Annotated in this window: 13 protein-coding genes; 9 read left to right on the top strand and 4 right to left on the bottom strand. The window is 55.4% G+C overall.

Features of this window, described 5'->3' with window-relative positions:
- Positions 1–18: 18 nt before the first annotated feature.
- Positions 19–534, bottom strand: coding sequence for a hypothetical protein (locus IWX87_RS14530; RefSeq protein WP_196864242.1), 516 nt, complete (start codon positions 532–534; stop codon positions 19–21).
- A 158-nt stretch (positions 535–692) separates the two neighbouring features.
- On the opposite strand from IWX87_RS14530, the gene IWX87_RS14535 reads away from it, so the two are divergent.
- Entirely contained in the window at positions 693–3,077 is a 2,385-nt protein-coding gene (locus IWX87_RS14535) for a Tex family protein (RefSeq protein ID WP_196864243.1), read from the top strand.
- Positions 3,078–3,242: 165 nt separating this feature from the next.
- Here the strand turns inward: IWX87_RS14535 and IWX87_RS14540 are convergent, their stop codons facing one another.
- Positions 3,243–4,379 (bottom strand): iron-containing alcohol dehydrogenase, encoded by a 1,137-nt coding sequence (locus IWX87_RS14540; RefSeq protein WP_196864244.1) that lies wholly within the window; start codon positions 4,377–4,379, stop codon positions 3,243–3,245.
- 208 nt (positions 4,380–4,587) lie between these two features.
- Here IWX87_RS14540 and IWX87_RS14545 point away from each other — a divergent pair, with 208 nt between their 5' ends.
- Both IWX87_RS14545 and IWX87_RS14550 read left to right on the top strand, forming a co-directional pair.
- Positions 4,588–5,520 (top strand): alpha/beta hydrolase, encoded by a 933-nt coding sequence (locus IWX87_RS14545; protein WP_231374810.1) that lies wholly within the window; start codon positions 4,588–4,590, stop codon positions 5,518–5,520.
- Complete coding sequence (locus IWX87_RS14550; protein ID WP_196864246.1) at positions 5,510–6,361, top strand: YbgC/FadM family acyl-CoA thioesterase; 852 nt, start codon at positions 5,510–5,512, stop codon at positions 6,359–6,361. Before IWX87_RS14545 ends, IWX87_RS14550 begins: the two co-directional genes overlap by 11 nt.
- Before the next feature lie 81 nt (positions 6,362–6,442).
- Here the strand turns inward: IWX87_RS14550 and IWX87_RS14555 are convergent, their stop codons facing one another.
- Both IWX87_RS14555 and IWX87_RS14560 read right to left on the bottom strand, forming a co-directional pair.
- Positions 6,443–7,288, bottom strand: coding sequence for an NRDE family protein (locus IWX87_RS14555; RefSeq protein WP_196864247.1), 846 nt, complete (start codon positions 7,286–7,288; stop codon positions 6,443–6,445).
- Positions 7,289–7,315: 27 nt separating this feature from the next.
- Entirely contained in the window at positions 7,316–8,275 is a 960-nt protein-coding gene (locus IWX87_RS14560; protein WP_196864258.1) for a folate-binding protein YgfZ, read from the bottom strand.
- Between the two features lie 85 nt (positions 8,276–8,360).
- On the opposite strand from IWX87_RS14560, the gene mltG reads away from it, so the two are divergent.
- From mltG to IWX87_RS14590, 6 genes are read left to right on the top strand one after another with little or no spacing between them, the layout of a single operon-like run.
- Positions 8,361–9,368, top strand: a complete 1,008-nt coding sequence (mltG, locus tag IWX87_RS14565) for an endolytic transglycosylase MltG (protein ID WP_196864248.1) — start codon at positions 8,361–8,363, stop codon at positions 9,366–9,368.
- A 6-nt stretch (positions 9,369–9,374) separates the two neighbouring features.
- Positions 9,375–10,067, top strand: coding sequence for a dTMP kinase (gene tmk / locus IWX87_RS14570; RefSeq protein ID WP_196864249.1), 693 nt, complete (start codon positions 9,375–9,377; stop codon positions 10,065–10,067).
- A gap of 2 nt (positions 10,068–10,069) precedes the next feature.
- A complete protein-coding gene (locus IWX87_RS14575; protein WP_196864250.1) occupies positions 10,070–11,200 on the top strand; it encodes a DNA polymerase III subunit delta' in 1,131 nt (376 codons plus the stop codon).
- 47 nt (positions 11,201–11,247) lie between these two features.
- On the top strand, positions 11,248–11,625 hold the full coding sequence (locus IWX87_RS14580; RefSeq protein ID WP_231374812.1) for a PilZ domain-containing protein: 378 nt from the start codon (positions 11,248–11,250) through the stop codon (positions 11,623–11,625).
- 19 nt (positions 11,626–11,644) lie between these two features.
- The gene (locus IWX87_RS14585) at positions 11,645–12,445 is read left to right on the top strand and encodes a TatD family hydrolase (protein WP_196864251.1); all 801 of its coding nucleotides are present in this window, start codon (positions 11,645–11,647) and stop codon (positions 12,443–12,445) included.
- Positions 12,442–13,113: an ankyrin repeat domain-containing protein gene (locus IWX87_RS14590; protein ID WP_196864252.1), complete on the top strand. Its 672-nt coding sequence runs from the start codon at positions 12,442–12,444 to the stop codon at positions 13,111–13,113. Before IWX87_RS14585 ends, IWX87_RS14590 begins: the two co-directional genes overlap by 4 nt.
- Positions 13,114–13,835 lie beyond the last annotated feature (722 nt).

Below are 13,835 nucleotides of genomic sequence, written 5' to 3' on the forward strand. Positions count from 1 at the left end.
GTCTTGCATGGCCGAAGCTTATCTGAAGGTGGTGCTGTTGTCGTGCGGCAGATTGATGGTTGAAGCGCGCTGCCCCAGGCGTTGTTCCAGTTCGCCCATGTAGGCGGCCAAGGTGTTGTCCATCTGTTCCATGCGGGCCAGCAAGACTTGTTGCTGCTGGGCAAAACGGTCGGCCATGACGGTTCCCAAAGCCGTTTCGCGATGTTGCTCTGTCAGCGCCTGCGCTTCAAGATAGGAGCGCAATTCCGTGAAGCGGGAGGCTTCGGCCTTGTCGGCAAGTTCGCGCTGGGCATTGAGTTCTCGGGTATGCGTGCGTCCTTCAAGCACATGCCGGCTTTGCATGTAGATGGTGCTGCCCAGGAAAATGATAAGGGTCGCGAGCAACAGACCCAGCATCACCAGTCCGAGTGGCACATTGATGGTCGTAAAGCCCAGGCTCAAGGGGTTGGGCTGGGTAAAGACATCGATGTTCAAGGCCACGAAGCCGGCCAGCATCAGGATGGCAACGATCAAAAGAATGGTGCGAAAACGCATGGATAACTCCCTTTTTAATTGGTATGGATGGCGCAGGCGCAAAGCGGAATTATCGGCGCACAACCTGTTTTTGACTGTGGGACAATTCCGCCCTTTGGCGTCAGTAGGCACAGGAACGGCTGCTGGCGGCAGCCCGAAAAATCTCAACAAGAGACCACATGCAGAAAATCATTCGCCAGATTGCAGCCGAAATCAGGGTCCATGAACACCAGATCAAGACCGCCGTGGAACTGCTCGACGGCGGCGCCACGGTGCCCTTTATTGCGCGCTACCGCAAGGAAGCCACCGGGGGGCTGGACGACATTCAGCTGCGCGAACTCGAACAACGGCTGTCCTATTTGCGTGAACTCGAAGACCGGCGTGAAACGGTATTGAGAAATATTGACGAGCAGGGCAAACTGACACCCGCGTTGCGCATGCTGGTCGAGGCGGCAGCCGCCAAGCAGGATCTGGAAGACCTCTACCTGCCCTACAAGACCAAGCGCCGCACGAAGGGCCAGATGGCGCGTGAAGCCGGGATTGAACCGCTGGCTGACGGGCTGTTCTCCAATCCGTCGCTCCATCCCCTGGAAGAAGCGCAGGCTTTCGTCAAGGCAGAAAAAAATGAAAGTGGCGACGACTTCACCACCGTGCAAGCGGTGCTCGACGGTGTGCGCGACATTTTGAGCGAGCGCTGGGCAGAAGACGCGCTGCTGGTCCAATCGCTGCGCCAGTGGCTCTGGAGCGAAGGCCTGTTGTCGTCCAAGCTGGTCAGCGGCAAGGATGAACACCAGGCCGACACGGCCAAGTTTCGCGATTACTTTGACTACGACGAGCCGATCGGCCGCGTGCCCTCGCACCGTGCGCTGGCCGTGTTTCGCGGCCGGGGGCTGGAAATCCTGGATGCCAAGCTGGTGCTGCCGGTGCCACCCGAAGCCGGCAAGCCGAGCATTGCCGAAGGCAAGATTGCCCTGCACCTGGGCTGGAGCCACAAGGCGCGGCCGGCCGATGACCTGCTGCGCAAGTGCGTTGCCTGGACTTGGCGCGTCAAGCTCAGTTTGTCGCTGGAGCGCGACCTGTTCACCCGCCTGCGTGAAGACGCCGAGAAGGTCGCCATCAAGGTGTTTGCCGACAACCTGCGCGATTTGCTGCTGGCCGCACCCGCCGGACCGCGCGTCGTGATGGGGCTGGACCCGGGCATTCGCACTGGTGTGAAGGTGGCGGTGGTCGACATGACCGGCAAGCTGGTCGAAACCGCCACGGTGTTTCCGCATGAGCCGCGCAAGGACTGGGACGGCTCGCTGCATACGCTGGCGAAGCTGTGCGAAAAGCACGGCGTTAACGTGATTGCCATTGGCAACGGCACGGCCAGCCGTGAAACCGACAAGCTGGCTGGTGATTTGATGAAAATTATGGAAAAACAGGCGTCAGCGCACGCTGGGCAAGCGCCAGCAGCTATCGAAAAAGTAGTGGTCAGCGAAGCAGGTGCATCGGTCTATTCAGCCAGCGAGTTTGCCAGCCAGGAAATGCCCGATGTCGATGTGAGTCTGCGTGGCGCGGCCAGTATTGCGCGGCGCCTGCAGGACCCGCTGGCCGAACTGGTGAAGATCGACCCAAAATCGATTGGCGTCGGCCAGTACCAGCACGACGTGAACCAGAGCGACCTGGCGCGCAGCCTGAGCGCGGTGGTCGAGGACTGCGTGAACAGCGTCGGCGTGGACCTGAACACCGCCAGCGTGCCGCTGCTGGCGCGTGTGTCGGGGCTGAGTCAGACGGTGGCCAAGTCGGTGGTGCGCTGGCGCGATGCGAACGGCGCGTTTGCCAGCCGTGCCGACCTGCTCAAGGTGACGGGGCTGGGCGCCAAGACCTTTGAGCAAAGCGCGGGATTTTTGCGCTTGCGTGGCGGTACGAATCCGCTGGACATGACCGGCGTGCACCCTGAAACCTATTCGGTGGTCGAAACAATCATGGCGCACACCGGCAAGCCGGTAACCGAACTGATGGGCCGCGCCGAGATGCTCAAGACGCTGAAACCCGAGTTGTTTGCGAATGAAAAATTCGGCGTCATCACCGTTAAAGACATATTGGCCGAGCTTGAAAAGCCGGCTCGCGACCCGCGCCCGGACTTCAAGGTGGCGCGCTTTAACGACGGCGTGGAGGATATCAAGGACCTTCAGCCCGGCATGCTGCTGGAAGGCACAGTCAGCAACGTGGCAGCTTTCGGCGCATTCATCGACATTGGTGTGCACCAGGACGGTCTGGTGCATGTCAGCCAGCTGTCCAACAAGTTCGTGACCGACGCGCGCGAAGTCGTCAAGACTGGCGACATCGTCAAGGTGCGCGTCACCGAGGTCGACGTGGCGCGCAAGCGTATCGCCCTGACCATGAAGCTGGACGCTGCGCCAGCGCGCCGTGACGGCCCGCGCGACAACCGCTTTGAGGGCGCCAACCGTGACCAGCGCGGTGCGCAAAACCGGGGCGACGGGCGATCCGGCGTTTTGCAGCCCGTTTCGCCTTCTGCCATGGCGTCGGCTTTCAGCAAGCTGGGCGGATTGAAAAAATAGTTGTCAGCGAGCTGGCAAGCATCGCCACCCCCGCGTTTCAGTGCTGTTTGCGCAGGGGTACTTTCACTTCAAGACGCGGAATGTGACTGCTACCATGGCCGCGCTGGCGCTGGCTTGCCATTGATTGAGCTGATCCAGCTTCCCGCATGGCTGCTTGAAGCCGTCTCACATCGATTCGAGCAGCATGCGCTGGTAATCATCGCGCGTGGCAATGCGCGGATTGGTCATATGGCAGTGATCGACCATGGCGCCATCGATCACGGCTTTGAACTGGCTCTCGGTCACGCCCACTGCGGCAAGGCCCGATGGCAGGCCGAGCCGGGCATTCATGGCCCGGATGGCATCGGGAATGTCGCTGCCCGTGGCCAGTCCCATCGCCCGGGCCATGCGGTCAAGCCGGTGCTCCTTCTGCACTGACGCCGCTTCGGCGTTGAAGCGGACCACTGCCGGAAGAAACAGCGCATTGAGCGAACCATGGTGCAGTCGCGGGTCCACGCCGCCCAGGCTATGGCTCAGGGAATGCACACAGCCCAATCCTTTTTGGAACGCCATGGCGCCCTGCATCGACGCGCTCATCATGTGCAAACGTGCCTCGCGGTCACTGCCATCGCGCGTCGCGCGCTCGATGTTCGCCCAGCCGCGAGTCAGGCCGTCCAGTGCAATGCCGTCGGCCGGCGGGTTGAAGGCGGCTGACATGAAGGTTTCCATGCAGTGCGCAATCGCGTCCATGCCCGTGGCAGCGGTCAGGCCAGGGGGCAGACCGAACGTCAGTTCAGGGTCGCAAATCGCGGTTTTCGGCACCAAGTGCCAAGAGTGAAAGCCAAGCTTGCGGTGGTCGTTGACGATGATAATGGCGCCGCGCGCCACCTCGCTGCCAGTGCCGCTGGTAGTGGGCACGGCAATCAGCGGTGCAACGCGGTCGGTGATTTTGGACGAGCCGCCTTCGATGGTGGCGTAACTGGTGAGTAGGCCTTCGTGCGTGGCCGCAATCGCCACGCCCTTGGCGCAGTCAATCGCCGAGCCGCCACCGACGGCGATCAGGCCGTCACATCCACTGGTCTTGTAGAGTTCGGCTGCCGCCAGTACAGCGGCTTCCGTCGGATTCGAAGGCGTCTGGTCAAACACCGTGACTTTCAAGCCAGGCAGGGCGTCCAGCGCTTTTTGCAAAATGCCCGCCGCCTTGACGCCCGGATCGGTCACGACCATTGGACGGGTAATGCCGACACGTTCACATTCCTGCTTGAGCAGTTTGATGGCGCCAAACTCAAACTGAACCTGGGTGACGTAATAGATGAAGGCCATGGTCGTGTGTCTTTCTGCGTTGTACGATGCGATGCTGTTGACGTGAACCTTACCTTAAAGGCGGGAGCATCCCTTGAACGACATGCAAACCCTGAAGACGGTCACTTTGGCGATAGAACGTTTGTTGGCATCGGCCAGCCCCTCATTTTTATTCACGCTGTTTAGCTAAATGCATTTCCGTAGCCCAGAAAGTCTGTTGACGCCAGCCATGCGCGATGTTCTCAGCCGCATGGCTCGCGCCAATCGTCCGCCGTTTCACACGCTGACGCCCGTCCAGGCTCGCGCAGCTTACGAAGCTGGATCAAATGTTCTGGAGCTTCCCAAGCAGGCGTTGCCTCGGGTTGTTGATTTCGGCATCCCGGTGCGAGACGGCCATGTGGTGGCCGCGCGGCTGTATGCGCCATCGATGCAAAAACTGCCAGTGCTGCTTTACTTTCACGGCGGCGGTTTCACCATCGGCAGCATCAACACCCATGACGGGCTGTGCCGCCAACTCAGCCACCTGGCGGGTTGTGCTGTGATGTCGGTGGATTACCGGCTTGCGCCTGAGCACAAGTTTCCCGTGGCAGCGCATGACGCCTGGGACACGCTTGAATGGCTGGTCGGTCACGCTGCTGAGCTGGGGCTTGATGGGCATCAGCTTGCCGTTGGCGGCGACAGTGCGGGCGGCACGCTGGCCGCGATGTGCGCATTGCTGGCCCGGGACACCGGCCTGCCACTGGAATTGCAACTGCTGTTTTATCCTGGTTGTGCATCCCACCAGGAAACGGCTTCGCACCGCAGGTTTGCCAAGGGATTTGTGCTCGACGAAGCGGACATCAACTGGTTTTTCAACCATTATTTGCGGAGCCCGGCAGACCGTGAAGACTGGCGTTTCGCGCCGCTCAACGCCAGCCATATGGACGATGTGGCCCCGGCCTGGTTTGGGCTGGCTGAATGCGATCCACTGGTCGAAGAAGGGCTGCTGTATGCCGACAGGCTGCGCGCCGCCAGCGTGCCGGTGGACCTGGAAATCTACCGGGGCGTGACCCATGAATTCATCAAGATGGGCCGCCTCCTTCCGGAGGCGCGCCTTGCCCATGCAGACGCCGCCCGGGCGTTGCGCCATGCCTTTCACCTGAAACCCCACCATGAAGATTGATAATTTCCGGCTGATTCATCGCCTGCGCGTTCGCTGGGCCGAAGTGGACATGCAAAAAATCGTCTTTAACGCGCACTACCTGATGTACTTTGACACCGCCATCACCGACTACTGGCGCGCCTTGGCCCTTCCTTATGAAGAGGCTATGGTTCTACTGGGCGGGGAGCTGTATGTCAAGAAAGCCAGCGTGGAATATCACGGCTCGGCACACTTTGACGACCGGCTTGTCGTGGGGCTGAAGTGCGAACGAATCGGTAATTCATCGATGCTTTTCACCGGCGCGATTTTCAGGGATGATGAACTGCTCATAACCTGTGAACTTGTGTATGTATTTGCCGACCCTGTGTCGCAAACCTCACGTCCTGTACCACCCGGTCTGCGCAGCCTGATCGAGAGGTTTGAAGCGGGTGAATCGATTCTGGAGATCAAGCTTGGCAACTGGGCAGAACTGGGGCTGGTTGCCGCAAGCATCCAGGCGTCTGTAATTGTGGAAACAAGTGCCCCTGAAAATGAATGGAAGGAAGATGACAGTTCAGCCATTTATGCAGTGGGATTTAATGCGCTGGGGCAGCGTATAGCGACAGGCAGGCTGCTCGGGCAATGCAATGGTTCGAGCAAGATAGAACACTTGGTGGTGCATCGCGCGTTACGGGGTGCAGGCATGGGTCAAGCCGTTTTGGAGGCCCTTATCGGTGTGGCCCGGCAACGCGGTGATCACGAAGTAATGCTTCTCACACGCTGCGCAGACCAAGCGTTTTATCAGCGCGAAGGATTCATGACGCGCGCAGAACCTTTTTTTAAAGCGGACAGCATGCGCAGTGAAATGTTCAAATCCCTTTGAGGCCGCACGCTGTGTTGAAATCAAATGCAATTGATTTCAATGTAATCTACAGGTTATTTTCGAAATTTGATACGAAAATAATCAAATGTTGAAGGATATGAAAGACACAGAAGGAACTTCATCAATGCGGTCATGCAGATACGTATGTTCTGCCATGTCAATTCGCAGGAATTTGCCTGGAATTGGTTTTGACAAGCTTCTGGCCACCAAAAGCGTGCTGGTGCGCGTGCCGTAGCCATGTTCCGGGAACGCCACAAATGCACTGGACAAGGCGGCTTCCATGGCTTGCCGGGATTGGGTCATCGGCAAATTGTCAATTGAGGATCGCACGCGATTGGCGAGCGATGTCCAAAGCGGGTCTTGCCACGAATCATCCTGCAAGTCGGACTTGGCTTCCTGCTGCAACGACACCTTTAACGCGGTTTTCAGGGCAAGTGTCTTGAGCCATGGCGTATCAAGTGCTGCATTCGACAGCCCGTAAATGCCCCGTTCCAGCGTTTGGCAATGAAGTCCAGACAAAGAAACGGACGGTCTGTTGGTCATCCACGTCCATTCATTGCGCATCACATCACCCAGGACCAAGTTGAATCCTCCGTAGTTGGGACTGTCTTTTTCAAGCAGGGCTGCAAATGATGCGGCATCTGTGTCGCTTTCCAACCAGCGTGTCACCAGTTTGCCGCGAGAAAATGCGGCAACTTTTGGTTCGGCTTCGCGAACGTTGGTAATAAATGCCACCCGGCCTTGGGGAGAGGTTCCCAGCCAGGTTCCGCCTGCTCGCAGGTCGCGTCCAGAAATGATTTCCTGTCCACCATCCATTTTCCAGCGACCAAGCGGCAGCGTCGGGCGGTCCAAAAACTCATCACGGTTGGAGGCAATCACCAAAGGGCAGCGCTCTGAAGCTCCGATGGCAAAGGCGATCAGGCACATGCCTGCATTTCCTTGCGACGCATGGCTTCAAATGTCTTCAAGCAAAGGGTAGGGCAGTGGCAGCAGGGCCAGGGCCGGACCTGTCGGATTGCCCAAACTCAGGCGTTTTTCGCCCGAATGTGTTGTGGCATCGGCCGCTGCCGCCGTTTGAATCGACACGATCGCATCAAAACCACCCTCAGGGTGCGCAGCGGATGCAGCGACCAGACCGCAAGGCTGGTCAGGGTCTTGACCATGAAAAACTTCTTGCCCTGGCACAGGCGACGTATCGCTGTCGGTATGAACAACATACGCACGGCGCTTGAGCGTGCCGCGAAACTGGCTGCGTGCAACGATTTCCTGCCCGGGATAGCAACCTTTCTTGAAATTCACGCCACCCACCGATTCATAGTTGAGCATTTGCGGCACAAAAGACTCAAATACCGGCTGGCAGATCATGGCAATTCCCGATTGCACTTCGAGCCAGTTCCACATTTCCAGGTCAATGGGATTGCCATCAGGAACTGCGCAATGGACAGGTGCGCACCACAGGGTCCTTGGTTGGCTGGCGCCTGGGTACAGAACAATCAGGTTTGCCTCATCAACATCGACCTTGGTCCACGCAGGCTGAGCACTGACTGCCACGGGGTCAATCGCAGACCCCGTCAAGCCATACAGCAGAAAATTGTCGGTGGCGTCGGTGAGTTTTGCCTTTGCACGCATTACAAACATCGAAAGCCGCTTAAGTGTGGCGGCCAGAATATCGCGGCTGCACACCAGCAGAACTTCTTCCGGACTGCGCTTGAAAACGATGAAACTAGCCTGCATTCGCCCCTTGGCATTGCAAAAAGCCGCGAGGCGCGCTTGCGTCGTTCCCAACTGCGCCACGTCCTGTGTGAGCTGTCCCTGCAGGAACTTGACGGCGTCTTCGCCAACGGCGCGGATGATTCCGAGATGCGTCAGCTTGACGACGCCCGAAATTTGAGGAATTGAGCTGGTCATGGTCATGAGAAATTCGCTATAGAAGTGAAGTTGGCCTGAATTATCATTGCCCGGTGTTCGTTGGCATTGATGTTGAAAAGGTAGTAGGGTCGTGCGTCGTGTTTTTAAAAGTTTATTGATTTTTCTGTTTACCGCACCACTGCTGCTGCTAGGTGCGGCAATGTGGTGGCTCAACGCTCCCATGCCGCTTCGGCTGCCACCGGGAATTCAGGTCGTGGACCTTGAAATCGAGCGGGGCACCACGGCCAATGGCGTGGCAGATATTGTGGTGGCTAGCGGTGCGGAAGTACCGGTGCAACTGTTGCAGGCGTGGTTTCGTTTCTCGCGACAGGCCCGTCTAATCAAGGCGGGAAGTTATGAAATCGTTCCCGGCACCTCGCCCCGAAAATTGCTGAGCATGCTGGTTCGCGGTGAGGAAACGCTTAAAAACGTCACGCTGGTGGAAGGCTGGACCTTTAGCCAGGTTTTGCAGGCACTACAAAAAGCAGAGCAGCTCACGCCCGACACGCTTGCGCTAAGCCCTGAAATGATCATGGAAAAGATGGGAAAGCCAGGCGTGTACCCGGAAGGCCGGTTTTTCCCGGATACCTATACCTATGCCAAAGGCTCCAGCGATCTGGCCGTTCTCAAGCGCGCGGCTCGGGCCATGGACCGGCGACTTGACGCCGCCTGGAGTTTGCGCAGCCTTGAAACACCACTCAAGTCAGCTGACGAAGCGCTCATCCTGGCCAGCATTGTGGAAAAAGAAACCGGCAAGCCGTCGGATCGCGAACAGGTCAGCGGTGTTTTTACCAACCGGCTTCGCATTGGCATGCCGTTGCAAACAGACCCGACTGTGATCTACGGAATGGGCGCCCGGTTTGACGGCAACTTGCGCAAACGCGATCTTCAGATGGATACGCCTTACAACACCTACACCCGGACAGGTTTGCCGCCAACGCCGATTGCCATGCCGGGCAAAGCCGCATTGCTCGCGGCAGTGCAGCCGGCATCGACCAAAGCGCTTTATTTTGTCTCTCGGGGTGATGGCACCAGCGAGTTCAGCGAAAACCTTGATGGCCACAACCGCGCTGTCAACAAATACATTCGAGGCCGATAAATCATCATGACCCATCACGGCCTATTTATCAGTTTTGAAGGCATCGACGGCGCAGGAAAATCAACGCACATCGAAGCCCTGGCCAACGCCTTCACGTCAGAAGGACGCACAGTGACGCTCACGCGCGAACCAGGCGGGACTTTGCTCGCCGAAAAGTTGCGTAATCTGGTCCTCGAAGAAGCCATGGATCCACTGACCGAGTCGCTGCTGATTTTTGCAGCTCGCCGTGACCACGTGGTGCGCGTGATTGCACCGGCGCTGCTGCGTGGCGAGGTGGTCTTGTGCGATCGCTTCACCGACGCCACATTCGCCTACCAAGGAGCGGGGCGCGGTTTTAATCTACGCGTGCTGGCCACACTTGAAAGCTGGGTGCAGACTGATGAGGGTCTTTTGGGCGACCCGGCAGGCAATCAACCGATGAAACCTGAAGTTGAAACGGTGATCGAGCCAGACCTTACGATCTGGTTTGACCTGCTTCCAGAAGATGCTGCCTTGCGCCTAGCTGACGCCCGTGTTCCCGACAGGTTCGAATCGCAGCCGGTAGAATTTTTTCGCCGTGTTGCGCAAGGCTACGCGGAACGTCAGCGCGATCATTTCGAACGCTTCGCGCGAATTGATGCTTCCCAGGCGCGGGATGCGGTCTGGCAGTGCGTCATGCAGGTGGTTATTGAAAAGGGATGGCTAAAGTCCGTGGCCTGACCATGAATACCCCAAATACACTCACTCTTCAAGGCCGACACCTGGCCCCATGGCTGCAGACACAACTGGAAAGTTTGCTGACGCAACGCGGTCACGCGTGGCTGCTGGGGGGGCCGTCAGGTCTTGGGCAGTTTGAACTGGCGCTGGCGTTGGCCACTGCCTGGTTGTGCGAGCAGCCTACTTCACGCGGTGCCTGCGGCCACTGCGGAAGTTGCCACGCAGTAGAGGTTCATACCCATGCAGACCTGTGCATGCTGATGCCTGAAACACTGTCACTTTCGCTGGGCTGGCCGCTAGACGAAAAAACGCAGGATGAGCTGGACGGAAAAAAGCGCAAGCCCAGCAAGGAAATCAAGGTGGATGCGGCGCGCGAAGCCGTTTCATTTACCCAGTTCACCCGTTCACGTGGAACGACCAAGGTGGTTGTGGTATTTCCTGCCGAGCGTATGAATCATGTGACAGCAAACACATTGCTGAAGACTCTTGAAGAGCCACCCGGGGCAGTTAAGTTCATTCTGGCAACAGAAGCGGCGCACCAACTGCTGCCAACCATTCGCAGTCGATGCATTGGCCACACCATGCTGTGGCCTGATTTTGAACTGGCTTTACGCTGGCTTGGAACTGAAACGGCTCGACTGGGTAGCACAGATAAAAAACCACAAAAAGCAGTCCAGCCATCAGACTCGGCTGACATGAAGACACTTTTGCTCAGAGCAGGCGGAAGACCGTCTGATGTGCTGAACTGGACGCAAGCCACCCCGGCTAAAGAGACTGCACAGCGATGGCAGGATTTCCCAAAAGCGATGCTTAATGGCGATGTCAGTGCCTTGGCGGATTTTCCACCAGCCCTAGCGGTTGTTGCCCTGCAAAAGCTTTGCCATGATTTGTGGTCAATCCGGGTGGGAGGTGTTCCCAGATTTTTCAGTGTTCAAGACTTGTCTGCAGTTCCCGTAAGAGCAGCCGGCAAAACAGTTCGTTTTTCTCAAGAGTTGGATGAAACAGGGTTGTATGCCCTTGCAAATTGGTCAAGGGACCTCAACGCTATTGCGCGCACTGTAGATCATCCTTATAACCCGGGATTGCTGATTGAATCCTTGGTAAGTCGTGCCAAGACAGCACTCACTGCCGTATAGCTTGGCATTCAGCTAATCAAAATAGATTCAACTTCCAAATCAGCATCATGAGCACAAAATCCATCTCAGGCCCTGCCACCACAGCATCCCGACCCAGCATTATTCAGTTGTCAATCAAAGAAAAGAGTGATCTATATACTGCCTATATTCCGTTGTTTAAAGAAGGGGGAATATTCATTGCCACCACCCGCGATTACAAACTTGGCGATGACGTCTATGTTTTGTTAACTCTTCCCGATGAAACGCAACGTCATCCAATCACCGGAAAAGTGGCATGGATTACACCTCCCCATGCTGCTGGCAACCAGACGCAAGGAATTGGCGTTCGGTTTCCGGTAGAAGAGAAATCACGCACACTTAAAGCAAAAATTGAAGAGCTTTTAGGCCCTAATGTGGGCGCCAGTCGAGCTACTGATACGATTTGAATATCATCTACATAAATTTATGTTTACAGATTCACACTGCCATTTAAGTTATCCAAGCTTAAAAGAAAATATATCAGAAATCCGTAAGGCTATGAAAGATGCGAAAGTGGAAAGAGCTTTATGCATTTGTACCACCCTTGAAGAATTTCAGGACGTTCACCAACTGGCATTAACCTATGACAATTTCTGGTGCACGGTTGGAGTACACCCTGACAATGAAAAAGTACAGGAACCGGATATTGACGATCTTGTTAGACGGGCCAAACTTGAAAGGGTGGTGGGAATAGGAGAAACAGGCCTTGATTACTACCGACTAGGTGAGAGAACACTTAAGGAAATGGAATGGCAGCGCGAGCGTTTTCGGGTACACATCAGAGCGGCTGGCTTGACTGGAAAGCCTCTTGTTATTCATACCAGAAATGCTTCGAATGACACGATTTCTATCTTGAAGGAAGAAATTGCAGTTGCCGCGACAAAGGGAAAAAATGTACGTGGTGTATTTCATTGTTTTACAGAAACTCAAGAAGTAGCAAGAGCCGCTTTAGATCTTGGTTTTTACATTTCTTTTTCAGGCGTAATTACGTTTAAAAATGCAGCAGATATTCGAGAAGTCGCCCGTTTTATTCCACTTGACCGACTTTTAATTGAGACTGACAGTCCTTATTTATCACCGATGCCTTATCGAGGGAAAACAAACAATCCTTCATATGTTCCCTTTGTAGCAAAACAGCTTGCCGAAATAAGACTCGAATCTCTCGACACTATTGCCCTTGCAACCAGTCGTAATTTTGAACAACTTTTTACGGAGGTCAGCACATGACAAAAATTTTTGCTGCGTTTGCAAAAAAATTATGTGTTGCGTTTGTTTTTGCAGGGACCGGGGTAGCTTGTGCAGGTTCGTTTGAAGATTTTTTCAATGCCATCCGGCAAGACAATTCAAGTAAGGTCAATGAGCTTCTTGTCAGAGGGTTTGATGCAAATACGATTGATCCAAAGGGCCAAACCGGCCTGTATCTTGCCCTGCGCGAGCCGTCGCCAAAAGTTACCCAGGTGTTGATTGATTGGCCAAAAACCAATCTCAACATACTCAATGCACAAGGTGAAAGCATTTTGATGCTAGCTTCCATCAAAGGAGAGCTGCAATTGGCCAGCAAGCTCATAAAAAAAGGAGCCGATGTAAATAAAACCGACTGGACACCGCTGCATTACGCAGCTAGCGGCGGACATACTGCACTGATCGGTCTACTTCTTGAAAATAATGCCTACATCGATGCAGAGTCGCCAAACAGTTCAACCCCGTTGATGATGGCTGCGATGTATGGCTCGGAAGCCTCAGTGAAACTATTACTTAAAGAGGGCGCAGATCCAAGACTCAAAAATCAGCAAGGTCTTACGGCACTGGATTTTGCCCAGCGTGGAAAAAGGCCTGACTCTATAGAAGCGATCGCTGCATCAATCAGAAATGAACGTCCAAAAGGTAAATGGTGAAATATTTTTGATATTCCACGATGTATATTATGTTAACTTTTAAAGTTTTTGAATGTTAGGTTGATACTTTAGAGACCATGTTTGCTTCATGAATCTAGTAGCAGAATGATATAAAGCGGCGCGACGAGGTTCACGGACCGCTCAGGCGCATGGAGAACATGTTCGACAGGATCCTGAGCGCTGCCTGCCAAGACCTGTTCCATCTCGGCACCTTTTGCCACTCACAGCGTCTGCATCGGCCCCATTCGGTGAAGACAGACCGCCAAGAGATTGAGCCCTAACTCGGCTTTTGCCTATTCCAGGACCTGCACGCTGAACTGTCAAAACTTAGAATGTTTTTAATCCAGCCTTTGGGCGGATCGGCAGTCCACTTGCGTTTGCGGTAATCTAGTTTCCGGTGTTCCGGTTGAAACTTAGCGACCATGGCTACCGCGTGCTGGTAACCCATGGCATTCTCTCGCTCTGCCAATACGTTGCCTACGTCACTCGGCGCGATCACCAGCTCGGTTTCCGGCTGAGTTGCAAAAAATTCAGTAATTACCGCTTGACTGCAGTAGCGCGCATCAGCTAATGCGCAGTCCTCCGCTGTGCCGATATGCGTTTTGACGACCGCGACGGTGGGGTTAACAGGCTGCTGAAATACTCTGCGGGTAAACGCAACACCCTGCCCGGGTGGGTTGATTTTTCACTCAGCGCACTCGCATTATGAAATTTTTGCTCGC

Origin of the sequence: Polaromonas sp. CG_9.7 (genome assembly GCF_015752205.1) — a bacterium.
In the GTDB taxonomy this organism is placed as follows: domain Bacteria; phylum Pseudomonadota; class Gammaproteobacteria; order Burkholderiales; family Burkholderiaceae_C; genus Polaromonas.